21 protein-coding genes are annotated in these 25,173 nt (G+C 71.6%); 9 read left to right on the plus strand and 12 right to left on the minus strand.

The features are described from left to right. Window positions 1-255 (minus strand): hypothetical protein (locus tag ABEA43_RS56825; protein ID WP_345575828.1); only part of this gene is annotated, 255 nt, incomplete at its 3' end. A gap of 10 nt (window positions 256-265) precedes the next feature. Here ABEA43_RS56825 and ABEA43_RS56830 point away from each other — a divergent pair. From ABEA43_RS56830 to ABEA43_RS56845, 4 genes are all read left to right on the plus strand, one after another. Next, window positions 266-436 carry a hypothetical protein gene (locus tag ABEA43_RS56830; protein WP_345575831.1) on the plus strand — a complete coding sequence of 57 codons (171 nt, stop codon included), beginning with the start codon at window positions 266-268 and terminating at the stop codon, window positions 434-436. Window positions 437-665: 229 nt separating this feature from the next. Beyond that, window positions 666-1,106 (plus strand): hypothetical protein, encoded by a 441-nt coding sequence (locus tag ABEA43_RS56835; RefSeq protein ID WP_345575833.1) that lies wholly within the window; start codon window positions 666-668, stop codon window positions 1,104-1,106. Window positions 1,107-1,189: 83 nt separating this feature from the next. Beyond that, entirely contained in the window at window positions 1,190-1,327 is a 138-nt protein-coding gene (locus tag ABEA43_RS56840; RefSeq protein WP_345575835.1) for a hypothetical protein, read from the plus strand. Then, the gene (locus ABEA43_RS56845) at window positions 1,324-2,829 is read left to right on the plus strand and encodes an ABC1 kinase family protein (protein WP_345575838.1); all 1,506 of its coding nucleotides are present in this window, start codon (window positions 1,324-1,326) and stop codon (window positions 2,827-2,829) included. Before ABEA43_RS56840 ends, ABEA43_RS56845 begins: the two co-directional genes overlap by 4 nt. An 80-nt stretch (window positions 2,830-2,909) precedes the next feature. Here the strand turns inward: ABEA43_RS56845 and ABEA43_RS56850 are convergent, their stop codons facing one another. The 4 genes from ABEA43_RS56850 to ABEA43_RS56865 form a co-directional block, all read right to left on the minus strand. Further along, the gene (locus ABEA43_RS56850) at window positions 2,910-3,149 is read right to left on the minus strand and encodes a hypothetical protein (protein WP_345575840.1); all 240 of its coding nucleotides are present in this window, start codon (window positions 3,147-3,149) and stop codon (window positions 2,910-2,912) included. Window positions 3,150-3,250: 101 nt separating this feature from the next. After that, window positions 3,251-9,559, minus strand: a complete 6,309-nt coding sequence (locus tag ABEA43_RS56855; RefSeq protein WP_345575842.1) for an SDR family NAD(P)-dependent oxidoreductase — start codon at window positions 9,557-9,559, stop codon at window positions 3,251-3,253. 61 nt (window positions 9,560-9,620) lie between these two features. After that, entirely contained in the window at window positions 9,621-10,934 is a 1,314-nt protein-coding gene (locus ABEA43_RS56860; RefSeq protein WP_345575844.1) for a geranylgeranyl reductase family protein, read from the minus strand. Between the two features lie 185 nt (window positions 10,935-11,119). Next, window positions 11,120-11,986 carry a bile acid:sodium symporter family protein gene (locus ABEA43_RS56865; protein ID WP_425570636.1) on the minus strand — a complete coding sequence of 289 codons (867 nt, stop codon included), beginning with the start codon at window positions 11,984-11,986 and terminating at the stop codon, window positions 11,120-11,122. A 278-nt stretch (window positions 11,987-12,264) separates the two neighbouring features. Between ABEA43_RS56865 and ABEA43_RS56870 the strand changes: the two genes are divergently transcribed. After that, window positions 12,265-13,218: a DUF1838 family protein gene (locus tag ABEA43_RS56870; RefSeq protein ID WP_345575848.1), complete on the plus strand. Its 954-nt coding sequence runs from the start codon at window positions 12,265-12,267 to the stop codon at window positions 13,216-13,218. Between the two features lie 52 nt (window positions 13,219-13,270). Here ABEA43_RS56870 and ABEA43_RS56875 read toward each other — a convergent pair whose 3' ends face one another. The 5 genes from ABEA43_RS56875 to ABEA43_RS56895 all read right to left on the minus strand — a co-directional run bounded on the left by ABEA43_RS56875 (window position 13,271) and on the right by ABEA43_RS56895 (window position 18,681). Next, on the minus strand, window positions 13,271-13,867 hold the full coding sequence (locus tag ABEA43_RS56875) for a GTP-binding protein (protein WP_345575850.1): 597 nt from the start codon (window positions 13,865-13,867) through the stop codon (window positions 13,271-13,273). After that, on the minus strand, window positions 13,848-14,246 hold the full coding sequence (locus ABEA43_RS56880) for a DUF742 domain-containing protein (protein WP_345575852.1): 399 nt from the start codon (window positions 14,244-14,246) through the stop codon (window positions 13,848-13,850). The genes ABEA43_RS56875 and ABEA43_RS56880 overlap by 20 nt, the downstream gene beginning before the upstream one ends. Beyond that, a complete protein-coding gene (locus ABEA43_RS56885) occupies window positions 14,243-14,674 on the minus strand; it encodes a roadblock/LC7 domain-containing protein (protein ID WP_345575854.1) in 432 nt (143 codons plus the stop codon). The genes ABEA43_RS56880 and ABEA43_RS56885 overlap by 4 nt, the downstream gene beginning before the upstream one ends. Further along, the gene (locus tag ABEA43_RS56890) at window positions 14,671-17,148 is read right to left on the minus strand and encodes a sensor histidine kinase (RefSeq protein ID WP_345575856.1); all 2,478 of its coding nucleotides are present in this window, start codon (window positions 17,146-17,148) and stop codon (window positions 14,671-14,673) included. Before ABEA43_RS56890 ends, ABEA43_RS56885 begins: the two co-directional genes overlap by 4 nt. A 192-nt stretch (window positions 17,149-17,340) precedes the next feature. Next, a complete protein-coding gene (locus ABEA43_RS56895) occupies window positions 17,341-18,681 on the minus strand; it encodes a hypothetical protein (RefSeq protein WP_345575858.1) in 1,341 nt (446 codons plus the stop codon). A gap of 174 nt (window positions 18,682-18,855) precedes the next feature. Here ABEA43_RS56895 and ABEA43_RS56900 point away from each other — a divergent pair, with 174 nt between their 5' ends. The 4 genes from ABEA43_RS56900 to ABEA43_RS56915 are packed head-to-tail and all read left to right on the plus strand — an operon-like array spanning window position 18,856 to window position 22,861. Continuing rightward, window positions 18,856-19,830 carry an ABC transporter substrate-binding protein gene (locus ABEA43_RS56900; RefSeq protein ID WP_345575860.1) on the plus strand — a complete coding sequence of 325 codons (975 nt, stop codon included), beginning with the start codon at window positions 18,856-18,858 and terminating at the stop codon, window positions 19,828-19,830. Then, on the plus strand, window positions 19,827-20,624 hold the full coding sequence (locus tag ABEA43_RS56905; protein WP_345575862.1) for an ABC transporter permease: 798 nt from the start codon (window positions 19,827-19,829) through the stop codon (window positions 20,622-20,624). Before ABEA43_RS56900 ends, ABEA43_RS56905 begins: the two co-directional genes overlap by 4 nt. Further along, complete coding sequence (locus ABEA43_RS56910; RefSeq protein WP_345575864.1) at window positions 20,621-21,400, plus strand: ABC transporter permease; 780 nt, start codon at window positions 20,621-20,623, stop codon at window positions 21,398-21,400. Before ABEA43_RS56905 ends, ABEA43_RS56910 begins: the two co-directional genes overlap by 4 nt. A gap of 9 nt (window positions 21,401-21,409) precedes the next feature. Then, entirely contained in the window at window positions 21,410-22,861 is a 1,452-nt protein-coding gene (locus ABEA43_RS56915) for a dihydroorotase (RefSeq protein ID WP_345575866.1), read from the plus strand. On the opposite strand, the gene ABEA43_RS56920 is transcribed toward ABEA43_RS56915, so the two are convergent. Both ABEA43_RS56920 and ABEA43_RS56925 read right to left on the minus strand, forming a co-directional pair. Next, entirely contained in the window at window positions 22,858-24,261 is a 1,404-nt protein-coding gene (locus ABEA43_RS56920; RefSeq protein ID WP_345575868.1) for an MmgE/PrpD family protein, read from the minus strand. The two genes, ABEA43_RS56915 and ABEA43_RS56920, sit on opposite strands and share 4 nt — an antisense overlap. Window positions 24,262-24,279: 18 nt before the next feature. Continuing rightward, entirely contained in the window at window positions 24,280-25,083 is an 804-nt protein-coding gene (locus tag ABEA43_RS56925; RefSeq protein WP_345575870.1) for a cyclase family protein, read from the minus strand. Between the last annotated feature and the right edge of the window lie 90 nt (window positions 25,084-25,173).

Raw genomic sequence — 25,173 nt, forward strand, 5'->3', positions numbered from 1 at the left:
CAGGCGAAGGGCGGCGGAGGTCGCGGGCAGGCCGGTGGCGAGCAGGCGGCGGGCCCAGGCCGCGGCCAGGGCGGTGACCAGGCGTGCGAGCAGGCCCAGGAGCACGGTCAGGCAACGGCCCGCCACCCGTCCGACCAGCCGCAGGGCGGTCCAGCGGCAGTCGCCGCCCAGGGCGCGCCGCGCACCGGCGACCCAGCAGCGGGCGCAGCCGGCCAGAAGCGCCAGGCCGGGCTTCGTCCAGCGGGCCGCGATCAAGCACCCCCGGGTGAACAAGGGGTTCGAGGTCGGGCTCCAGTATCAGGACAAATACACCACGCACATCGGCACCGGAGTAGGCCAGATCCCGAAGTACGGGGACTGGATGGGTGACGCGGGACGCGGCGGAGCGTTCATCGTGGGGTTCATCCGAGGCTTCTTCAAGAAGCCGCCGGAGTGATGCCGGATCGGCTGACCTGACGATGAGAGCGGCCGTCACCGAAGGGTGGCGGCCGCTCGACCGTTTCCGGATCTCACCGATCGTGCCTGCCAGCCGATTGCCTCACCTTGAGCTATCACTTACAGTAATCGTATAAAAACTTACCGTGTCCAGTTGTGCAGTGGAGCAGAGCGAGAGGTTCGCGGATGAGCCGCCCGGACCGAACGGCCGCAGCGACAAGGAGACGACCATGGCCAGACAGCGCCGCAGAGGCACCACCCGCTACGTCGGAGACCTGATCGACGAAGTGCTCGACCGCGTCAGCGACGTCGAGCACGACCTGCGCCGTGCCGCGCGCACGGCCGTCGAGGAGCGTGGCGGCGACCGGCGCGGCCCCCGTCGGGACGACGACGATGACGACTACCGCGACTGGGACGACGAGTACGACGACGAGCTCGAGGAGATCATCAACGAGCTCATCGAGTTGCGGCGGGAGCTGCGCCGCAGGGGGCACCGGCCGAGAGGACGCGATCCCCGGCCGTGGCCCCGGCGCGGCGGCGGTGCGGGCGACGAGGTGGCCGATCAGATCAGCGGCCTCAGCAAGGTGGTGGAGGGGCTGGCCCGGCAGGTCCAGAGCATGCAGGCGGAGGACAAGCCCGCGCCTCGGACGGGTGCGAGCGGCACGGAGTAAAGGGACACCACGGACCGGCCGGCGCTCATGATCCGAGACGACGGCCCAGCCGGCTCTCCGACCTGGACGAGCGGTGCTCTGCCATGTTGGAGGATTCGATCGAGGACGTACGCGCCGGCCGCCCGTTTCCGGCCTGCCCGTGGCACGAGCGCACCGGCGACGTCCTCGTCCCGCAGCCGCACGCCGGCCCCGATCGTCACCCGGCCAGGAGTGCGCGATGACGGCCAGGCGCATGCTCGAGGTGGCCAAGGTGCTCGCCGAGCTGCTGGGCGCGCGGGTGGCCGCGTCCGTCGCGCCGCGCCGCGAGGGCGACTGCGCGAGCGCGGGCAAGCGGGAGCGCGCACGGGCTGTCAGGCTGGCGCTGGAGCGCCTGGGCCCCTTCTACGTGAAGGTGGGCCAGATGCTCTCCACCCGCCCGGACTTCGTGTCCGAGGAGATCAGGGCCGAGCTGGCCAAACTGCACGACCAGGTGACCAGCGTGCCGTTCGAGCTGTTCGAGCCGATGCTGGCCGCTGAGCTCGGACCGGACTGGGAGCGGCGCTTCGAGCGGATCGAACGCGGCCGCCCGCTGGGCTCGGCCTCGCTGGCCCAGACGTACGAGGTGGTGCTGCCCGGCGGGGCGGGCGGAGTGCTGAAGATCCAGCGTCCCGACGTCCGTGCCCTCGTGCTCGACGACATGGCGATGATGCGCAGAGCCGCCAGGCTGGTCGCCAAGGGCTTTCCCGGCTTCAACGCCGTGATGGACGTCGAATCGGCGCTCGGCGCCATCCTCGACTCGATGGAGGCGGAGCTCGACTTCACCGTGGAGGCCGTCAACATGGACCACGCCCGCGAGCTGACGGCGTCGTTCGACTATCTCGACGTCCCCGACGTGATCACGGCGACGCCGAGGGTGCTGGTGCAGAGCCTGGCCCCAGGACGGTCCATCAGGGAGATCGACAGAGACGCGCTCACCGAGAAGGAGCGCGTCGGCATCGGCCGCGACCTGCTGGCCTTCATGTACCAGGGCTACTTCGTCAACCGGTATTTCCACGCCGACCCGCATCCGGGCAACATTCTCGTCGCCCCCGGCGAGCGGGCCCATCTGATCGACTGGGGCATGGTCGGGCGGCTCGACCGGCGCATGAGCATGACGCTGCTGAACGTGCTGCTCGCCCTCGCGCACAACGACGGGCCCGGTGTCGCGCGGGCCTGGGTGGAGCTGGGCCGGGCCACCCCCGGAGCGGACATCACCGGCTTCGCTCAAGACATGGCCGGCCTGGTGCCCAAGATCGCCTCAGCGTCGCTCAAGGACCTCGACTTCGGCCTCACCCTCACCTCGGTGCTGAAGTACGCCACCCGCCGCGGCATCCAGACCGCGCCCATAGTGCCGCTCGTCGGCAAGTCGTTCTCCAACATGGAGGGATCGGTGCGGTACCTGGCTCCCGAGCTGGTGATCACCGATGTCTTCCAGGAGGAGCTGCGCTCCATCCTGTTCACCCTGGCCAGGGAGTCGATGTCGGAGATCCGGGCGGCCCGCACCGTCGTGGACCTGCTCATCGGGCACGAGCTGGCCCCCGAGCAGGTGCGCGGGCTGCTGCGGGACGTCAGCAACCGGGAGCTCACCCTGCGCGTCGCCACCTTGGGCGGCCGGGCCGCCGGACGGCGGACGGGGGACCGGATGCTGCTGGGCGCGGCCGTCGCGGCCGGCCTGTGGTGGTGGTCCCGCACCAGAAACACCTGAGACCCATCGGATAGGCGGGCCGGCCGCGGCGGCATCTACGACCTCATCGGCATCGCGGCCATCCGGACGGCCGCCGGCGCCTACCTGCCGCTGTGATCGATGACGTTGCCGTTGGAGCAGCTGTTCGCGTGATCGCCCACCCAGTCTCCCAGGACCGGGACCACCGCCACCTCCTGCAGGCAGACGGCTGCGGCGGTGAAGTTCCAGTTGTTCGCCGCGTTCACCCCTCCGCCGAAGTTGGAGTCGTTGTCGGCGTGGGCGGGACCGGCGATCCCCAACACGCCCAAGGCGAGCAGGGTCGTCACGAAAGCCTTCTTCACGTGGTCACTCTCCGTTGTTCAACTGACAATGTTTCAACTACCAAGAGTAGTCAAAGGAATGCTCATCGTGAAGGTTGCGGCGGAACGTCGCGAGAAACTTCTCACTGGTCGCGGGGTTCGCGGGGTTCGTGGGTGAGCACCTCGTCGATGTGGGCGGCCAGCCGGGCGGAGGTCGGGTGCGTCCAGACGGCGGTGGGCGTCAGCGTGACGTCCACGGCGTCGCGCAGCCGGTGCACCAGCGCGACCGCCAGCAGAGAGTCCAGGCCGACGTCGGTGAACATCGCCTGCGCCGGGACGGCGGCCGCCTCCGCTCCCAGTAGTGCGGCCAGTGCGCGAACCACCACGTCCTGGATCAGCTGCGTCCTGGCTGGACCTGGAGGGTGCGCGCGCAGGGCGCCGGCGTCCGCGCGCGGCTCGGCCGCGACCGATCCGGTGTCCAGCTCGGTCAGCAGCGGCGCCTGCGCGGCCGCGGGGAAGAGCCGGAACAGCGCCTCCGGCTGGTAGGTGAACATCCCCGTGTGGACCCTGCCGTGCCGCAGCAGCTCACGCAGCGCGGCGAATCCCTCCGCGGTCGCGATGGTGTCGAAGCCGCGCCGGGCAAGGTCCGTGGCCCGCCCGGCCTCCCCCCAAACGCCCCAGTCGACCGAGAGGGTGGGCAGCCCCTGCCGGTGACGCCACTGGGCGAAGGCGTCCACCCACGCGCCGGCCGCGGCGTAGTTGGCCTGTCCCGGGTTGCCGACCATGGCCGCCATGGAGGAGAAGACCACGAACCAGTCCAGGCCGGTGTCCTTGGTGGCCTCGTGCAGGTGCTTCGCGCCGGTCACCTTGGGATGCCACACCCGTTCCACCTTCTCAGGGGTGAGGTCGGCCAGCGGGGTGTCGTCGAGCACCACGGCCGTGTGCAGGACGCCGCGGAGGTGCTCGCCCGCGGCGGCGACCAGGCGGCGCGCGGTGCCGGGGGCCGCGACGTCCCCGCGGACCACCTCCACCGCGCAGCCGGTGGCGCGGATGGCGGCCACCGCCTCGCTCTCCCGGACGCCGAGGTCACCGCGCCCGCCGAGGACGATCCGGCCCGCCCCGGCCTCCGCCAGCCAGCGCGCCGCCTCCACCCCCAGGCCCCGGGTGCCGCCGGTGATGATGTACGCGCCGCCCCGGCGTACCACCTCCTCGCGTTCGGGCGCGAGGACGCGTATGCCCTGGCCGGGCTCCGGGAAGGTGAGAACGATCCTGCCGATGTGGTCGCCGGAGGCCAGCCGCTTGACCGCGGCGGGCGCGTCGGCCAGCGGGACTTCCACGCTGTGCGGCAGGGGCAGCCGGCCCGCGCCGATCTCGGCGATCGCCTGCACCGCGGCCCCTCTGATGACCTCCGGGCGCTCGATCGCAGTCAGCGCGATGTCGATGGCGGCATAGGCGTTGCCGCGGCGGAACGTGGCCAGATCGATCCGCGCGCCGTCGTACAGATCCCGCTTGCCGATCTCCACGAACCGGCCGCCGGCCGCGAGCAACGTCAGCGACGCGCGCATGGCGGCGCCGCTGAGCGAGTTGAGCACCACGTCGACGCCGCGCCCGCCGGTGACCCGCCGCACCTCGTCGGCGAAGTCGAGGCCACGCGAGTCGAAGACGTGCTCGATTCCCTGTCGCCGCAGGTGGCGACGCTTCTCCTCGGTGCCGGCCGTGGCGATGACGGTGGCGCCGAACAGCCGCGCGACCGCGATCGCGGCGAGCCCGGTGCCGCCCGCCGCCGAATGCACGAGCACGGTCTCGCCCGCGGTGAGCCGCCCCACGTCGATCAGGGAGTGCCAGACGGTGGCGTAGGTGGCGGCCACCGGGGCGAAGGAGACCGGCTCGGCGCCGGGCGGGAGCGGTATGGCCAGGTCGGCCTGGATCAGGCAGTGCGAGGCGATGGAGCCCGTCCCGTGCGGAACCAGCGCCGTGATCCGGTCGCCGGGCCGCAGGTCCTGGACGCCGTCCCCGACGGCGGTCACCACCCCGGTGGCGTCGGAGCCGAGCTCCGGCGTGCTGCCGTCCTCGGACGGGTAGACGCCCAGGGCGATCATGACGTCCCTGAAGTGCACGGTGCACGCCTGCACCCGCACGAGCACCTGGCCGGGTCCGGGGCGCGGGGGCGGCTCTCCGGTGGCGACGAGCCGCAGCCCGTCGAGACCCTTCTCGGGGTCGGCGCGCAGCACGTACTCGTCCTGCCCGGCGACGACCTCTTCGGCGTGTGCCGGGCGTGCGGGCCGCGAGTCCAGCGGGGCACGCACCAATCTGGCCACGTACCGCTGCCCCGCTCGCCAGGCGATCTCCGTCTCGGCGCCGGCGGCCAGCACCTCGGCGGCGATGCCGGCCACGTCGCCGGTCTCGCCTGCGTCCACCCAGCTGACGGCGGTGCCGGGCTGTTCGAACGAGGCGACCCGCAGCAGCCCGCGCAGCGCGCAGACGCCGGGATCCACCGGATCGTCGGCGAGGACCGGGCGGGCGAGCCTGCTGGCCAGCCACAGGCGTGCCGGCCTGCCTGTCTCCGCGCAGGCGCGCAGCAGCGCGGTGACCTTCGTCAGCCGGTCCAGGCCGTCCAGCCGGCCCGTGGCGCACCACACCACGACGTCGGCCGTCTCGTCGACGTCAGCGCCCGCCGGGTAGACGGTCACCGCCTCGACGTGGCCGGACACGGCCTGGGCCAAGCGCTCGGCGGTGCGTCCCGGATCGCCGGGCTCGCCGATCACCGCCCATCGCCCCGTGGCCACCGGCTCCTCGTCCGGAGGATCCATCTGACGCCAGGCGATCTCGAACAGTTTGCTGTTCAGCGTCTGGGCCTGCGACCGTCCGGCGGCCCGGACGAAGTGCACCCCCTCCAGGGCCCCCAGCCAGCGGCCGTCCTCCGCGTACAGGTCGGCGCGGCCGATCGCGGCGTGGCGGCCGTCCCGCCGTACCTCGGGCCGGGCCCAGGCGATCAGGCGGGGGTCGTCGGGCAGGACGATGGACGCGATGCGGTCGGGCAGCCACGGCCGTCCGGGACCGGTCGCATCGTCGTCATCCTCCTCCAGCAGTCCGGCGGCGGCCACCGCCAGGACGCAGCCGTCGAGCAGGACGGGGTGCACGCGAGGCGCGCCGGCGCGGATGACGGCCTCGCGGGGGACCCGCAGGCGCGCGACCCCTCCGTCCGCGACAGCGGTGATCGTATGGAAGGCCGGCCCCGAGTCCAGGCCCATCCTGGCGAGCGCCGCGTACAGCCGCGCCGGGTCCTGCCCGCCTCCCGGCGGCGGGGTCAGGGGCGGACGGTCGTCCGGGACCGTTTCCGAGCGGGCGACGGAGGCCGAGGCGATGCGCTCCCATGTGCCGCTGTGCCGGCGGGAGATCTCCACGTTCACCTGCTCGCCCGCGCTTGCCGCGCTGACGTGGACCGGCACGCCGGCCGCCAGCGGCAGCAGGCGTTCGAACCGCACGTCGCTCACGCGCAACCGGCCGACCGGGCACTCCAGCAGCTCGCCGGCGGCGGCCAGGGCGAGCTCGACGTACGCCGCCCCGGGGACCAGGGGACTGCCGTGCAGGGTGTGCTGTTCCAGCCAGGGGACCCGCTCCAGGCCCAGGTCGGCTTCCCACACGTGCCGGGTGCGGTCGTCGGCGTCCAGGTCCTGGACGGTCAGGCGCGCGCCCAGCCACATGTGGCCGGAACGCGCGCCGTTCCGGCTGGGCCGCTCCCAGTGCCGGGCCCGGTCGAACGCGGTGGGCGGCAGCACGGCCGGTGCGCCACCGCCGTTGACGGCGTCCAGGTTCACCGGCGGCCCGGCCAGGTGCAGGGTCGCCGCCGCCCGGCACATCGCCTCCCGCCCGTCCTGGTCACGGCTCAGGGACGGCACGGTGATCACCGGTACGCCCATCGCGGCCGCGGTCTCCTCCACGGCCTGGGTCAGCAGCGGATGCGGCGACAGCTCCACGAACAGCCGCTGCCCGTCCTCGATCAGCGCCCTGCAGGCCAGGTCGAAGCGCACGGGATTGCGCAGGTTCGCGGTCCAGTAGGCCGCGTCGAAGACGACCGGCCGGCGCGGGTCCTCGCTGGTGGAGTAGAACGGCACCTCGGGTGGCGTCGCGACGAGCCAGGACACCTCCCTGGCGAGGTCGCCGAGGATCGGCTCGACCTGCGGGGAGTGGGCCGCCACCACCACCGCGATCCGCCTGCAGAACACGCCGCGTTCCTGCCAGCGGCGCATCAGCTCCCGCACGGCCTCGGTGTGTCCCGCCACGACGGTCGAGGACGGCGCGGTCACCACCGCCACCGAGACCCCCGCCACGCCCTCGATCTCGGCCGCGACCTGCTCGGCGGGCAGCGCCACGCTGACCATGCCGCCCCCGGCGACCCGCTGCAGCATCGCCGACCTGACCAGCGTGATGCGCATGCCGTCCTCGGGGGACAGGATGCCGGCGGCGACCGCGGCGGCTGCCTCGCCCATGGAGTGTCCTACGACGGCGGCCGGCCGCACCCCCCACTGCCGCCACATCCCGGCCAGTCCGGTCTGGACCGCGTACACCAGCGGCTGCACCTCGTCCATCCGCTCGCCGCACGTGCCCGAGCTCAGCCGGTGCCGCAACGAGAACCCCGCCCCCGCCGCGACGATCGGGTCCAGGCGGTCGATCATCTCGGTGAAGGCCGGCTCCCGGTCCATCAGGGTGCGCGCCATGCCCGGCCACTGTGACCCGTGTCCCGAGAACACCCACACCGGCTCGTCGGAGAGCACCGCCGATCCCGTGATCACGCGCTTGTCGCCCTGCTCCGCCGCCAGCGCCCGCAGCCCGGCCAGGAGGTCGTCCCGGCCGGCCGCGAGCACACAGGCCCGCTGCGGCAGATGGCTACGCTGGACCGCCAGGGTGTGCGCGACCTCCTGCAGCGCGATCTCCTCCTGCGCGGCCTCCTGCTGCGCGGCCTCCTCCTGCGCGGCCTCCTCCTGCTGCGCGGCCTCCGCCGGCGCTGTGTCTTCTGGCGCGGGGATGGCCGTCCCGACGTGATCGGCCAGGCGGGCGCAGGTGGCGGCCAGGCCGCCCGGGGTGGCGGCCGACACCGGATAGACCCGCGTGCGGGAACGGGCGCCGCCCGTGGCGGCCCGGCGCGGCCGCCGGGGCGGAGGCTGTTCGACGACGACGTGCGCGTTGGCGCCGGTCACTCCGAAGGCGGACACGGCGGCGCGCCGGGGTCCCGCCTCGTCCTCCCACGGGGTGGCCTCCGTGGGCACGAAGAACCGCGTCTCCTCGGCCTTCATGGCGGGATTCCAGCGCCGGAAGTGCAGATTGGCGGGGATGAGCCCGGTGTGCACGGCCGTCGCCGCCTTGATCAGCCCCAGCACGCCCGCCGCGCTCTCGGGGTGTCCGATGTTGGTCTTGAGCGAGCCCAGGGCGCATGGCAGGTCGCCGGCCCCGTAGACGTCGTTGATGGCGGCGAACTCGATCGGGTCGCCCACCGGCGTGCCGGTGCCGTGCGCCTCCACGTACCGCACCTCGCCCGGAGCCACGCCGGCGACGCGCATCGCCGCGTTCAGCACCGCGCGCTGGGCGGAGCGGGAGGGCTGGGTGATGCCCTGGACCCGGCCGGCGTGGTTGATCGCCGTACCGGTGATGACCGCCAGGACCCGGTCGCCGTTCCGCAAGGCGTCGGGCAGCCGCTTGAGCACCAGCATGCCGCAGCCCTCACCTCGTACGAACCCGTCGGCGCTCGCGTCGAAGGCCGCGCAGCGACCCAGGGAGGACAGCGCCCCGGCACGGGCGAACCCCACGATGCCCGCCCACTCCAGCTGCACGGTCACGCCACCGGCCAGCGCCAGATCGGCCTCACCGTCGTGCAGCGACCGGCACGCCAGGTGGACGGCCACCAGGGAGGAGGCGCAGGCGGCGTCCACCGCGAGCGAAGGGCCGTTGACGTCGAGGAAGTACGACATCCGCCCCGGCGCGCCCGAGGCGACCGCCGAGATCCCCTGGTAGATGTCGACCTCGGTCAGGGTGAACCGCTTGGCGTAGTCGGTGTTGGAGATGCCGACGAACAGGCCGGTGTCCGAGCCGGCGAGAGAGCGGGGCGCGATGCCGGCGTTCTCCAGCGCCTCCCAGCCGGTCTCCATCAGCAGCCGGTGCTGGGGATCCACGGACGAGGCGTCCTTGACGGGGATGCCGAAGAACGCGGGGTCGAACAGCTCGATCCCGTCCAGGAACGCGCCGTTGCGCAGCGTCCCGGCGTCGGCGAGGTCGGCGGGGACGACCCGCTCGTGGTCCTCCCACCGTGGGCCGGGGCCGGAGCCGGCCACGGCGTCGCGCTTGTCCAGCAGCAGGCGCCACAGGCTCTCCGCGTCCGTCACCCCGCCGGGGGCACGGCACGCGGTTCCGACGATGGCCACCGGAACCTGCTGACGGAAGGTGTTCGCTGGGCTCACACGCATGTCCTTTCTCACGAGGCGTTCCCGCCGGGGAGGGATCGGTTCCGCGCGCGCTCGCTCAGGCGAGGCGGCCGAGCGCCCGTACGGCCAGGCGGGCGAAGGGGTGGTGGAGGAGCGCGGGAATCGTGGTCTCACCGTTGACGTACCGGTCGAACATCCGCCACACCGGCGGCACCCGGGTCAGACCGCCATGGATCAGGCCGGGGCGTCGGGTGAACAGGTTCATCACCTGGCGGGACGCCTCCATCTCGGCCCCGAGCGTCGCGGTCACCGCACCCGCGTAGCCGGCGCCGGCGCGCGCGACCGCGGCGTCGTCCGCCGCTCCCGCGATCCGTGCGGCCCACTCGCCGGCCCAGGTGCCGGAGCGCAGCGCGAACGAGATGCCTTCGCGCGACCACGGATCGCACAGCCCGGCCGCGTCGCCAGCGACGAGGACACGACCGCGGGCGAGCGGTGAATCCGGATGGCGGCACCGCGTCAGATGACCGGTGTCGTGCAGCGGCTCCGCGTCGGCGAGCTCGTATCGGGTCAGGAAGTCGCGCATGTAGGCCTTGGTGGCCGTACCCTGCCCGCGGGCGGCGACCACGCCGGCGGTGCAGATGTCCCCTTTGGGGAACAACCAGCCGAACGACCCCGGCAGGGGACCCCACTCGATCAGCATGTGCCCGCGCCATCGTGCCGCCGCGCGGTCCGTGACCGGCACCTCCACCTCCAGCGCCAGGTCGGTCTGCACGCAGCGCACACCGACGTACCGGGCGACCTTGCCGGCGCTGCCGTCCGCTCCGACCAGGGCCCGTGTGCGAACCGTGTCCCCGCCGGAGGTCCGTACGCTGATCAGGCCGCCGTCGTCCATGCCGGCCAGTCCAGTGCCGGCCAGTTCAGTGCCGGCCAGTTCAGTGCCGGCCAGTTCAGTGCCGGCCAGTTCAGTGCCGGCCAGTTCAGTGCCGGCCAGTTCAGTGCCGGCCTGTTCAATGCCGGTCAGCGCTGTGCTGTCGCGCACCTCGGCGCCCGCCCGGGCCGCGACGTCCGTCAAGGCGGCGTCCAGCTCGGCGCGGAACACCATCAGGCAGGGCCGCTCCCCGGCGGAGGTGAGCGTGCGCTGCTTGCGGCCCTCCCAGTTGAAGGTGAAAGAGCGGGCGACGTCGTGTACCTGGACCTGCAGGCCGGCGGGAAGCGCCGCCTGGGCGCCGCCGATCAGGCCCCCGCCACAGGTCTTGTACCGCGGAATCTTGGAACGTTCCAGAACCAGTACGCGGCAGCCCGCCTCGGCGGCCACCCGGGCCGCGGAAGCGCCTGCCGGGCCGGCGCCGACAACCACGACATCCCATATGCCTTCGCCGCCGATGCGCCGATCCGGATCTATGGCGATCACCTCCGCTAGATACGCCTTAACGGACGCGCAGTCTCACGTCTCACTTCGGACGGTAATGGCCCCACAAGAGCCTGCGGAACAGCCGTGGAGGCGTAAATCTCATAACCGTACAGTTACACGATGATTACGGAGAGTTATTAGCCGACGTCACGCATGGGCACTGAGCGGCGGCCGATGCTCGGCTGTCAGCCGCTCGCCGGGCTCGGCTCCGCGGGCTCGGTGGCGCGGCGTCTGACGAGATAGCCGAAAACCAGCGTGGTGCCGAACATGAGCACCCCGTAGACGGCCGGCGGCACCGCCATCGTCGGGTTCGCGAGCAGCGTCGGGCTGAGCGCGATCGTGATGGCCAGCGTGCTGTTGTGGATGCCGATCTCCATCCCGGACGCGATCGCCTGCCGGCGCTCCACGTCGAACAGCCGCGGCAGCCAGTAGCCGATGGTGAGGCTGATCGCGCTGAACAGCAGCGCCACCAGCCCGACGGAGGCGATGTAACCGCCGAGCCGCTCCCGCTCCTGCACGATCGCCCCGACGATCACCGCGGCCAGCACGATCGCCGACAGGATCCGGACCGGCTTGTCCATCCGGTTCGCGAACGTCGCGCTGACCCGTCGTACGGTCATGCCGACCGCGACCGGCACGAGCACGATGGCGAAGACCTGTACCACCTTGTCGGCCTGCAGCCCGATGTCCGGCCCCGCTCCGACGAAGTGGTCCAGCGACAGGTTGACCACCAGGGGGAGGGTGAGCACGGCCAGGACCGAGTTCACGGCGGTGAGGCTGACGTTCAGCGCCACGTCGCCGCCGAACAGGTGGCTGTAGAGGTTCGCGGTCGTCCCGCCGGGCGAGGCCGCCAGCAGCATCATGCCGGCGGCGAGCAGCGGCTCCAGCCCGAACAGCACGACCAGCCCGAAGCAGATGGCCGGCAGTACGAGGATCTGCGCGACCAGCGCGATGACCACCGCCTTGGGCCGGGTCGCGATCCGCGCGAAGTCCTGTGGTGCGAGGGAGAGGCCCAGGCCGAACATGATCAGCGCGAGCGCGGCGGGAAGCATGACTGTGGTGAGAACGGACTGCTGCACGGGGGGACCACCGTTTCTCCAGGCGCGGACCGCTGGCCTTGTCTAACAGCTCGATCCCGCACCGATCAAGACATGCGCCCCTATCGTGACCTCCCAAGCACTTGTTCAGGCGCCGGCGGTCTCTCCGGGCAGGTCGCGTACGCCGGGAACGGGCTGGACAATCCTTCGCCCATCATGATCACAATAGGGGACTATTCACTTCATTCTCGACATGGATGGCGTAAGTGGTCAAACGAGGCATTTCGGGGTTATTGGCCCCTATCGTCCTATTTATCGGCCTGGGCATTCCGGGCGCGCAGGCGGCCGACACCGCCGGGGATCCCACCAATCCCGGGCCGGTCTACGCGACGGTCACCGACAAGAGCGGCAAGCTCTCCCTCCAGACGTACGGGCGTCCGGACGGGAAGGACATGGTGTTCCGGATCTCCGGCTCGGTGTACGCGAACATCGAGGGCAACAGCCTGGACCCGGCGATGCGGCACGGCCAGAAGCTCTTCAACATCGAGGGCTACAACATCCGGCGGCTCTACCGGGTCCCCGACACGAACCAGCTCTACCAGCTCTCCCGGGAGATCGTCTTCTACACCGACCCCGCGGACCCGCGGCGTGTCCTGCGTGAGTGGAAGAACCCGATCGACGGCAAGACCTACCCGGTCGTGCCCATCAACAACGATTCGGTGAACTTCGGCCCGTTCACCATCACCTCCGCCTTCGCCGGCCCGGCGCTGCAGCAGTTGCACGACGAGACCGTGTGGACCAGCGACATCGGCGTGCGCTCGGACCTGGGCACCGCGCTGGGCGAGAAGTTCGGCCTCACCGGCGGCGTGTACGCCGCGCAGGAGATGTTCGACTTCTCCGTCGACGACCGCGAAGTGGTGGCGCGCACCGGGCAGGGCGTCCCGTCCGGCGCGATGAAGACGAAGATCAGCTGGGCGCGGACCAGCCCGTGGGCGCCGTTCATGTGCCTGCCGGAGAGCGACGTGCGCGGTCAGCTCACCTACCACGCCCGCAGCTGGTCGCTGGGCTCCTACGCCGGCATCGAGCCGTGGCTGCGGGCCGAGGTCGAGGCGAACCACCCGCTGTACACGGCCGCTCCCACCGCGCCCGGGGCGAGCGAGAACTCCTGGACGTCCTTCTACAACAAGCAGCTCGGCAAGGGCGCCACCACCTGGGCAGGCTGGTGCGCCGCCAACGGCCGCGCATGACGCACCACCGTTAACCGGCCACGTTCATGAAGACCCGCACCCCGTCGCCCGGTCAGGCCACGGGGTGCGGTGCGGCGCGGGAGTAGGCCATCAGGTGGTCGATGAGCGTGAGCAGCACATCGCGCCCCGCCGCCCGGTCGCGGGCGTCACAGAGCACCAGCGGCACCTGCGGGTCGAGATCGAGCGCCCTGCGGATCTCCTCCTGCGTCCGGTCCTTGACGCCGTGGAAGCAGTTGACGCCGACGACGAAGGGGATGCCGCGGCTCTCGAAGAAGTCGATCGACGCGAAGCTCACATCGAGCCGGCGGGTGTCCACCAGGACCACGGCGCCCATCGCCCCGTTGACGAGGTCGTTCCACATGAACCAGAAGCGTTCCTGGCCGGGAGTCCCGAACAGGTAGAGCACCACGTCCCTGTTGATGGTGATCCGCCCGAAGTCCAGCGCGACGGTCGTGGTGGACTTGCCACTCACCCCGTCCAGATCGTCGACGCCGACGCTGGCATGCGTCAGGTACTCCTCCGTACGCAGGGGAGCGACCTCGCTCACCGCCCCGACCAGGGTCGTCTTCCCGACGCCGAAACCGCCGGCGACAAGGATCTTCACCGCCAGGGGAGCGTCGTCCCCGTGGTCAGAGCTTGCGTAACCCATCCCGCACCGCCTCAAGGATTGCCATTTCAGGAGAGCCGCCCGCCTGGGCGAAAGCCAGTGGCGGCCGGGCCCGCAGCCGGCCGGTCTCGATCAGATCGCCGATGAGGATCTTGGTCACCGACACCGGGAGATTCAGCGCGGAGGCGACCTCGGCCACCGCCAGGGGCCGCTTGCACAGAGCGACGATGGTGCGGTGCTCCGGCTGCATCCGCCGCGCGCCGCGTCCGGTCTCCGGCGACACCTCGGACATCGCGGTCAGCAGGGTGATCAGCGTCAGGTCGTCCCGCTCCGGAGCGGTGCGTCCGCCGGTGATCGTATAGGGGCGGACGAGGGGCTCGTCGGCGTCATCGTCCTCGAAGCCCTCCGTCCAGTGTTTCATCCGCGTCTCCCCGCGTCGTCGGCCCGCGCGGCCCGCGCATCGGTGCCCAGCTTCTGGCCGACCTGCTGGATCAGGGTGTGCATCGCGACGCTCATCAGCTCGGCGTCGACCTCCTGGGAGGCGACCACGGCCAGATGGGTGCCCCGGCCCGCGCCCGTGATGAACAGCCACAGGTCGGCCATCTCGATGATGACCTGGTGGACCGGGCCGCCGCTGAAGAGCTGCCCGACACCGCGGGCCAGGCTCTGCTGGCCGGTGGCGATCGCGGCGAGGCGTTCGGCGTCCGAGCGTTCGATGGTCCTGGACCGGCTGATCACCAGCCCGTCGTCGGACAGCACGATGGCGTGCCGGGTGCCCGCGACCTGATCGACCAGGCCGTCCAGGAGCCAGTCCAGGTCGATGTTGGTGGCGGTGGTGCGCTGCGTCATCTTGGATCTTCCGTCGTAGGGGCACTGGGCTCGGCGGATCCGCTCGGCCCGGGCTGGGCGGCGTCGTCGCCGGTCCGGCGCCGGCGAGACTGCCTCTGGAACGCGCCGATCGTGGCGCTGGATCGGCTGGGCTGGTCGCGTACGGCCCAGGCGTCCTGGCCGGTCTGTTCGTCCCGGTCGGCCGGGGCCTTGAGCTCGTCGGCCAGGCTGGCCTGGCGTACTCGCTGGGGCAGCGGCCGGCGCTCGGCCGGTGGCGGCGCGTCGTCCCGGTCCGGCGATCCGGCGGGCGCCGTCACGTACGCCATCGCGCGTCCTCGGGAGCGGGTCGGCAACTGACCGTCCTCCGGAGGCTGGCCGGGCTCGGCTGAGCCTTCGGGCCGGCGGGATCCGGCGGTGTCTTCCGCGCGGCGGGGCTCGGCCGGGTGCGGCCGCGTGCCCGTGGTTTCCTCGAGGACATCCTCGGGGGCTGTTTCGGGGACCTCCTCGCGGAGCGCGGACGGCGCGGGCGCCGCACGGGGGCGGTCCACCACCAGCGGCTCCGGGAGCAGCACGATGACCCGGGTGCCGCCGAAGGCCGACGACCGCAGCTCCACCTGCAGGCCCAGGCCGGCGGAGAGCCGGGCGACCACGTACAGGCCGAGCCGCACGTCGTCGGCGTGGGTCATCACGTCGAGCTGCGGCGGCGACTTCAGCAGGGCGTTCGCGGCGGCGTACTGCTCGGGCTCCATGCCCAGGCCGCGGTCCTCGATCTCCACGGCGACGCCCCGGCTGACCGGTGCGGCCCGCACCTCGACGGGCGTCAGCGGCTTGGAGAAGGTGGTGGCGTTCTCCATGAGCTCGGCCAGGACGTGGACCAGCGGCCCCACCGCCCGTTCGGCGATCCAGGGCTCGCCCTCGACGTCGATCGAGATCCGGCGGTAGTCCTGGACCTCGCCCTGCGCGGCGCGCAGCACATCGAGCAGGTGTACGGGCTTGCGCCACCGGCGCTGCGGCTGCCCGCCGCCGAGGATCACCAGGTTCTCCTCGTAGCGGCGCAGGCGGGCGGTGAGGTGGTCCAGGTCGAACAGGCCCTCCAGCACCTCGGGATCCTCATGCTGGCGCTCCAGCTCGTCCAGCTTCTTCAGCTGCAGGCCGATGAGGATCTGCGTACGGCGGGCGATGCGCTGGAGCATGCGCTGGAAGCCACGGTGCTGCTCGGCCTGCCGCACGGCGGTGAGCACGGCGCTGCGGCTGGCCATGTTGAGCGCCTGCCCGAGCTCGCCGAGCTCGTCGGGAGTGGGCTCGACCCTGTGCACCTCCGCGTCCACGTCGACGTCCTCGCCGCGCTCCAGCCGGGCGACCACCTCGGGCAGCCGCTCCTGGAGCTCCTGGGCGTCCTCGCGCAGCCGGAGGATGCGCCGGCGAAGGATGGCGGTGAGGCGCCAGCTCGTGAAGAACACCAGTCCCAGGGCCAGCAGGCCGACGGTGGAGATGCTGATGAAGATCGTGAAGAGCATGCCGGCGTGGCCGTAGCCGATCTTGCCGACGTTGTCGAAGCGGAGGTTGAGGAGCTTGCGCAGCTGCGCGGAGACCTCGTTCACCGAGGAGCGCCACGCGGCGCTGTCGTCGCGAAGCGTCACCTGCTCGGTCTGGGAGCCGCTGCCGGAGGTGACCAACCGGCTTTCGAGGGCGGTCATGGCTGCCCACGCCTTGCCGGTCGTCATCTTCGCGTACGGGATCTCGTCGCCCGTGAGACTGGGGATGACCCGGGACTGCATGAGGTGCTTCCTGGCGCCGACGGCGTCGGCGACGAGGCCGTACTCGTCCTTCGTCAGACGCCCCGACGCCCAGCCGCGCGCCAGGACGGCGTCTTCGCGGCCGATCGCGTCGACGACCCAGAAGAGGTCGACCAGGGTCTGTGACTGACTGTTCACCTGGCCCTCGTCGGTGTTGCTGAGTGCGGTCAGCACGCCGAGATCCGACGCGAGGACGCGGCTGTAGTAGTCGAACGCGTGCTGCGCGCTGGACCAGCCGGAGTCCACCGCCCCGCGCTGCTGATCGAGGAGACCGAGGTCGCGTACGGTCCCGGCGATGGCGCCGGTGAGGCCCTCCTGCGCGTTCGCGGAGTCGAGAGCCGTCAGGGAACGGAAGGCGCTCACCGCCTGGTCGGTCGTCGTGCGCTGCTCTGCGAGCTGGTCGCGGGCGGCCGTGGAACCGGCCTGCGCCTCCGCGGTGAGCCGCCGCTCCTGATCGAGACTGAAGAACAGCCTGGCCGCAGGTCTGCCGACAGTGGTCGTGGCCAGATCCATCTGGGCCTTCTCCGCCCGCCACTGCGAGGACAGCTGGTACATGCCCGACGCCAGCAGGGGAGTGAAGGTCAAGCTCGGGACGAACACGACGATGAGCAGCACGGTACGCAACGGCAGCCGGCGGCCGCCGCGCAGTCGCCGTGGCCCGTCGCCGGATGACCCCGCTAACCCAGCTCCGTCGCCCATGGTCCCCGCTCGTCGTCGCCCGACCCTGCCCAATCTAGCCACGTGCCGGACACTCTCCTCCGCCTATCGGTAAGTCCATGACGAAAGTCGCCGAAGTGGCGATTGGTGCCCGATAGTAGCCACCCGGCCGTTGACTGGAAAACCCCCGCCGCACCGGTCCGGCCGCGAGGAGCCTTCTCCCTGCCGGAGCTCCTATCCCGGCCCCGCGCCAACGGGCCGCGGACGGACGGTCTGGGCCCACCACAGGAGCACGGCGGAGCAGGCGAAGGCGGCGAGGAACCACAGCGGGGAGACGGGAAACCCGGACAGCAAGGCCGAGCCGTCGCGCCCCGAGCTCGTGAACCGGAGGAAGGCGAGGCCGGAGGAGTCGAGGAAGACGAGCGTGCCGGTTGCTCCCGCGGCGGCGGTCAGGGACAGCGCGGCCATGGCCGCCAGGAAGGTGAGCCGGGTCCCCCGGTGCAGCGCGAACAGCACCACGACGGCCAGGCCGCCGATCCCGGTGAAGGACTCGAAGCCCCGCCACAGCGTCACAGCGGCGTCCCCGGCCCGCTCGGTCAGCCACGCGGACGGCACGCTCGGGGTGATCCACAGCGAGTGGCCGCGAAGGGAGTTGACCACGGAAGGGGCCAGCAGCACCGCGCACGCGGCGAACCCGGCCCCGGCGAAGAGCCGTGACCGCACGGTGAACGCGGGCGGCAGGGCGAGCAGCGGCGGGGACGGAGCGGGCCGGGCGTCCGGGCCGGCGAGATCGTGGGCGGACCGGGCCAGCCAGACCATCAGCAGGATCTCAGGGGCCCAGGTGACGGTCTCGGCGACGTCGCCGAACCCGCCGGCGAGGCCGAGCGACCAGGCCACCGGCAGGAGCAGCAAGGGCAGCAGCAGGTAGCCGGCGCCGTACCGGACGGTCGAGCGCCGGAAGCGGCCGTCCCGCCACTGGGCGACGAAGACCATGATCATCCAGAATATCTGGGCCATGCCGCCCAGTCCCGCGATCGTGGCGGACCGTTCCCCGGCCGGCCAGTCGAGCTCGTCGAACACCACTTCGGCCGCCACGCTGAGACAGCCCAGCACGCCCGCGGCCCGGGCGAGGTCCGCCAGGCGGACGGTGCGTCGCAGCACCGGATGGAACAGCGTCGCGACCGCGGCCACTGTCAGCGAGTCGACGACCGCCGCCCACCACGGCCAGTCCGGCAGGACCACGTAGAGCAGCCACATCCCCACCGCCGCGTACAGCGCCACGCGCAGCCGTCGCACGTCGCTCCGATCCGCCGCCTCCGGCTCGGGTCGTGTGCCCGCTTCCGGGCCGCGCAGGGTCTGCCAGAGCGCCCAGGCCGTGAACGCGCCCGCCGGGACCAGCACGAGCACGTTCTGCCAGGTGCCCGCGACGTCGTCGTCCGCCTCGTAGAACATCGTCAGCCGCCACAGGCCCCTGACGCCGCCGCCGTTCAGCGCGAGCACGGCGGTGACGGCGACGGCGCTCGCGTACGCGCCCGCGATCAGCAGGGCGGGGATGCCTGATCGGTAGCGGCGCATGTGGACTCTTCCAGGGGATCGTGTGAAAGGAGCGCCTTACCTTAGCGATCTACGATCTTGTCCCCGGCCGATGGAACATGATCGTTACCTGTGCGTCCGTCAGTCATGCCTACGCTAGGGATTCAGTGTCGCTGACACGCTCAGTCACCATTCCCCGGTCGAAGGAGACATGCGATGCGGTTAGGTGGATTAGGACGTACCGCCCTGGTGGGCCTGGTCGCCGCCCTGGTCGTCACGGGATGTTCGGGCTCGGGGGAGAGCACCGGCAAGAAGACCGATCTGCTCATCGGGCAGTATCCAGGGGCCGACTCCGCACCGCTGTTCATCGCCATGGAACGCGGCTTCTTCAAGGAGGAGGGCCTCACCGTCAAGCAGGAGCCCATCCAGGCTCCCCAGGCGGTCCTCCCCAAGCTCTCCAACGGCCAGATGGACATCGTTCTCGGCAGCTACGCCACCATCCTGACCATCCAGGAGAAGGGCACCGAGAAGTTCAAGTACATCGCCGACTCCTACCAGGGCGCGCCCGGGGCCTTCGGCGTCATGGTGGCCAAGGATTCCCCTATCAAGCAGGTCGCCGACCTGAAGGGCAAGAAGGTCGGCATCAACATCATCGGCGGTCTGGGCACGCTCACGATGAGCCCGCACCTGAAGCAGGCGGGCCTCGATCCGGCGCAAGGCAAGGACGTCACGTACGTCGTCATCCCGACGACGGAATGGCTCTCCGCGCTGGACAAGGGCAGCGTGGACGCCGTCTGGATGACCGACCCGTACCTCAGCCAGGCCAAGAAGCAGCTCGGCGCCACCATGCTGCTCGACACCATGTCCGGCCCCACCGACGGCCTGCCGATCACGGGCTGGGCGGCCACCGAGAAGTGGACCAAGGACAACCCGGAGACGCTGGCCGCCTTCCAGCGGGCCATGGCCAAGGCGCAGAAGATCGCGGCCGATGACAAGACCGCGGTGACCAAGATCCTGCCCACGTTCACCAAGATCCCGGCCGAGACCGCCGCGACGATCAACCTGGGCGCCTACCCCACCTCGCTGAGCGCGCAGCGCATCCAGCGCGTGGCCGACCTGATGCAGGAGGCCGGGCTGCTCAAGCAGAAGATCGACGTGAATTCCATGATCTACTCCGGCACCACGGGATGACGGCCGCGCCTGCGGCGGAACGGCGGGCGGCCCGCGCCGATCCGGCCAGGTACGCCCGCCACACCGCAGGCGTGGTGGTCTTCCTGCTCGTCTGGCAGGTCTGCGGCGCGTCCGGCCTGGTCGGCTGGCTGCCGTCGGCCGCGGACACGCTGGCCAGGACGTTCGCGCTGGCCGCCGACCCGGATTTCCTCTCCGATCTGGGCGGAACGCTCGCCGCCGCGGCCATCGGGCTGCCGCTCGCGATCCTGGTCGCCGTCCCCGCCGGCCTGCTGCTGGGAACCGTGCCGGTGGTCGAGGAGATGACCCGGGTGTTCGTGGAGTTCCTGCGGCCGATCCCCTCGGTGGCGCTGATCCCGCTGGCGCTGTTCTTCATCCAGCCGGAGCTGAACGCCAAGATCGCGCTCATCGTGTTCGCCGCCTCCTGGCCGATCCTGATCAACACGCTGTACGGCGTGCGCGACGTGGACCCGCTGGCCAAGGAGACGCTGCGCTCGTTCGGCTTCGGCCGCGGCGCGGTGATGTGGTGGGTCTCCCTGCCGAGCGCGGCGCCGTTCATCGCGACCGGCGTCCGGCTGGCCGCCTCGATCACGCTCATCCTGGCCATCAGCGTGGAGTACATCGTGGGCGGTTCGGCCGGCATCGGCGGCTTCCTCATCGAGGCGAGCACCGGCATCGGCATGGACGCGATGATCGACGTCATCGCGGTGCTGATCTGGTCCGGCATGATCGGGCTCGCCGTCAACACCCTGCTCGCGCGGGCCGAGCGCCGGCTGTTCCGGTGGCGTCAGTCATGATCCGCACCCTGGTCAAGCGGCTGTGGCTGGTCCCGGTCGTCTTCGCGGGATGGGAGGTGCTCGCGGGCTCGCTCGCCACCCCCTACCTTCCCGCGCCGACCCTGGTGCTGTCGCGCATGTACGAGATGTGGTTGTCCGGGCCCTACATCCTCACCGAGGAGGCCGTCGACCATTTCCTGCCCAGCCTGATCAGGGTGACCGGGTCCTGGGCCATCGCCGTGGTCGCCGGGGTGGCGCTGGGCGTCGCGATCGGCAGGACGCCGTGGCTGGCCGACTGCGTGGAGCCGCTGATCGAGTTCGGCCGGGCGGTGCCGCCGCCCGTGATGCTCCCGGTCTTCCTCGTGCTCTTCCAGATCGGCCCGCAGGTGCAGGTCGCCACCATCGTGTTCGGCATCGTCTGGCCGATCCTGCTCAACTCCATCGACGGCGCGCGCCACGTGGACGTGCTCAAGATGGAGACCGCCGTCGTCTTCGGCGTGCCCGCCCACCTGCGCTTCTTCCGCGTCATCCTGCCCGCGGCAGCTCCGAAGATCTTCGCGGGACTGCGCCTGAGCGTCTCGCTGGCCCTGATCCTGATGGTCATCTCCGAGCTCAAGGCCAGCACGGAGGGGATCGGCTACCTCCTCAACCTCGCCTCCGGCAACGCCGACATGCCGGCCATCTGGGCCGGCGTGCTGCTGCTCGGCGTGCTGGGCTTCGCGTTCAACTCCCTGTTCCTCATGGTGGAGCGGCGGGCGCTGGCCTGGCACCGCGCCGCCCATCGCCCTGCCCAATAAGGAGCACGCATGACCGACTTGCTGCTGACGAACGTGAAGGTCGTGACCCATGACCGGGACGACCCCGTCGAGGCCGACATCGCCGTCTCCGGCGGCCGCATCGAACGGGTGGAGCCGGGGTTGTCAGGCGCCGCCGAGGTGATCGACGGCGGCGGCCGGCTGGCCTTCCCCGGGGTCGTGGACGCTCATCAGCACTGGGGGATCTACAACCCGCTGCCCGCCGACACGGAGTCGGAGAGCAGGGCGAGCGCGCAGGGAGGCGTGACGACCGCGCTCACGTACATGCGGACCGGGCAGTACTACCTCAACAAGGGCGGCCCCTACGCCGAGTTCTTCCCCGAGGTGCTGGCGCAGTCGGCGGGCAGGGCGTACGTCGACTACGGGTTCCACCTGGCGCCCATGTCCGGCGGGCACATCGATGAGCTGCCCGAGCTGGTCGAGCGGTTCGGGGTGCCGTCGTTCAAGATCTTCATGTTCTACGGCGGGCACGGGCTGCACGGACGCTCTGACGACCAGCGGGCCTTCCTCATGCTCCCCGAGGGCGAGCGCTACGACTACGCCCACTTCGAGTTCGTGATGCGCGGGATCCAGGCGGTCAGGGAACGCATGCCCGAGCTGGCGGCCGAGATCTCCCTGTCGCTGCACTGCGAGACGGCCGAGATCATGACCGCGTACACCAAGCTCGTCGAGGAGGCGGGGGAGCTCAGCGGGCTGGCCGCCTACAGCGCCTCGCGTCCGCCGCACTCCGAGGGGCTGGCCGTGTTCGTCGCCGCCTACCTGGCTCACGAGACCGGCCTGGCCAACGTCAACCTGCTGCATCTGTCCTCCGCCAAGGCCATGGACGCCGCCCTGCGGATGGCGGCGGCGTTCCCGCACATCGACTTCAGGCGCGAGGTCACGATCGGGCACCTGCTCGCCGACGTCGGCACGGCCGACGGCGTCGGCGCCAAGGTGAACCCGCCGATCAGGCCGCGCGAGGACGTCGAGGCGCTGTGGCGGCACGTGCTCGACGGCACCGTGGACTGGGTGGTCAGCGACCACGCGTGCTGCCGGGAGGAGCTCAAGTTCGGCGAACCGCGCGACGACGTCTTCCTGGCCAAGGCCGGATTCGGCGGCGCCGAGTACCTGCTGCCCGGCCTGATCACCGAAGGACGCCGCCGGGGCCTGCCGTACGGGCGGATCGCCGCGCTGACCTCGTGGCGCCCGGCCACCCGGTTCGGCCTGCGGGGCAAGGGCATGATCGCGCCCGGGTACGACGCCGACCTGTGCCTGGTCGACCCCGGACACGCCTGGACGGTGCGCGCGCGGGACTCGGAGTCGGCGCAGGAGTACACGCCGTTCGAGGGGTTCGAGCTGACCGCCAAGGTCACCGACACCTTCGTCCGCGGACACCGCGTCCTGGAGGCGGGCAAGATCACCGGGCCTCCCGTGGGCCGGTACGTCCGGCGTCCCGGGCGTTAGCCCGCCACGGTCAGGCGGAGCAGGGGCGTCGCCAGCGGGGCCGACGGGAGGTCCGCCGCCGCGGCCAGGAGGGCGTCCAGCCGCTCAGGCGGCAGCGCCCGCCCCGCGTTGGAGCGGAACTTCACCGCCAGCTCCTCTCGCGTCAGCGGGTGCTCAGGGCCGCCGCGCGAGGAGTCGACGCGGTGCTCCAGCGTCGTGCCGTCGCGCAGGCGTACCCGGAGGACCGCCGCGAACGCGTTCGGGAAGATCTCCGACGCCCGCTCGTCGGCCACGCAGCGCACCCGTGCGGCCAGCTCCAGCGCGTCCGGGGACAGGGCGGCGAAGTCGTCCAGCGCCAGCCCGAGTCCGCCTCCGCCGCACAGCGCCGCCGCCACCGTGTAAGGCCCGGAGAACTTCGCGTGGTACGGCGAACGCGGCCGGATCTTGTCCTCGCGCGGCTCCGCGATCGTCCGCAGCACCGGGGCGGCCACGCCGAGCTCGATGTCCTCGGCGTCGGCGGGGGAGAGGCCGCCGGCCCGCAGCGCCAGGGCGCAGTCGATGGCCGGGTGGGTGAAGTGGTTCGTCGGATACGGCTTGTAGACCGTGCGCAGGAGCTCCCACCTGTCACCCAGGTCCGACAGCAGCGCCGAGGCGTCGTGGCGGCCGTCGAGCCAGGCCTCGAAGAAGCCGAACCGGCCCTCCAGCACCGTCGGAGGCCCGGTCACCCCCTCCAGGGCGAGCACGGCGGCCGAGACCCCGGAGTGGGCGGCCCAGCCGCAGTGCACGCGCTTGACCGTCCCTCCCGTGCGGTTGGCCTCCAGCAGGCCCGCGCCCATGCTGGCCGCCACGCCGACCGCGTGGGCGACGCCGTCGGCCGGGAGCCCGTACAACAGCGCCGCCGCGACCGCGGCGCCGAGCGTGCCGCAGATGGACGTCGCGTGCTGGCCCTTCTCGAAGAACCGCGAGTTGCGCTCTTCCGGCAGGTACGCGGCCATGCCCAGGCGGTTGCACACCTCGATGCCGGCCGCGACGGCCGCCACCAGGGCGGCTCCGCTCGCGCCGGTGGCCTCGGCGACGGCCAGCGCGGCGGGCACCACCGGGGCGCTCGGATGCAGCACCGACGGCAGGTGGGTGTCGTCGTAGTCGAGCGCGTGCGCCAGCGTGCCGTTGACCAGCGCCGCCGACGGCGCCGGCAGCCGCAGGCCGCTGCCCGCCGCGCTCGCCTCCTCGGTGCCGCCCCATCGTCGTACGGCCCGCAGCACGGCCGGCGCCGCGTCACCGTCCGGCTCCGCGTAGGCGGCCAGGCAGTTGCCCAGCACGTCGAGCACCCGCCCGGTCACGTCGTCGCGCACCCGGCCGGGCACACCCTCGTCACGGCAGGCGGCGGCGAACTCCGCGAGCCGATGGACATAGGTCGTCATGGCCTCTCACCGCAGTCGTCATCGGGGCTGTTCAAGAATGGCGAGCGGGCGGACCGGGGCGCCGGTGGCGCCGGCGATCGGCAGCGGGTTCAGCACCAGCAGGAACTCGCGCACCCCCGAGTCGAGCAGCTCGGCCAGCCGCATGGTCTCCACGATGTTGATCCCCGACTCCACCAGCATGATCCGGTGCACGGGCAGCGTGGCGTGCCCGCGGCCTGCCGCGATGTGCTCGAAGGCGATCGTCTCGCCGCCCACCACCCGTGGCCGGTGGCCGGCCAGCCACCGCGCCGCCTCGGCGCCGGGCCCGGGAACGCCGTCCGTCAAGCCGACGAACTCCCCGGCCGACGACCACAGCCGCGACCATCCGGTGCCGACGAGCACGGCGTCACCGGCACGGATCTCCATGTCGCCCGCTGCCCGCGACAGGTCGTCCGGGGTGATCTCGTATCCGGGCGGCAGCGTGTCCACGCCGTGCACGGCGGCCACGTCGAGCAGCACGCAGCGGCCCACGTACGGCTCGAACGCGTCCACGCCCATCGAGGCGAAACCCTCGTGCGACATCACCTCGCCGACCGGCCGCCCGCCGTGCAGGAGGCCGTCCTGGGACACGTGCGCGAGGGCGTCCACGTGCGTGCCGACATGGCCGCCCGTGACGATGATCTCGTTGGCCGCGGAGCCGCCGTCGGGCCTGACCAGGTCGCCGTGCCGGCGCTCCAGCGTCATCCGGAACGGCGGATGATTGGGAGACTGCGGCATGCCTCTGCGCATCGGCTGGGCGAGATCCAGGACCCGCGCACCTTCCAGGGCCTGCCACAGGGACATCTCGGCCGACTCCCTCTTCCTGACACGTAAACGATCTCCGACAGTACAGGGGACCTGCTGAGCGGCCAAGCACCAATCCGGCGATCGACC

Source organism: Nonomuraea rosea, assembly GCF_039539705.1.
GTDB lineage: Bacteria > Actinomycetota > Actinomycetes > Streptosporangiales > Streptosporangiaceae > Nonomuraea > Nonomuraea rosea.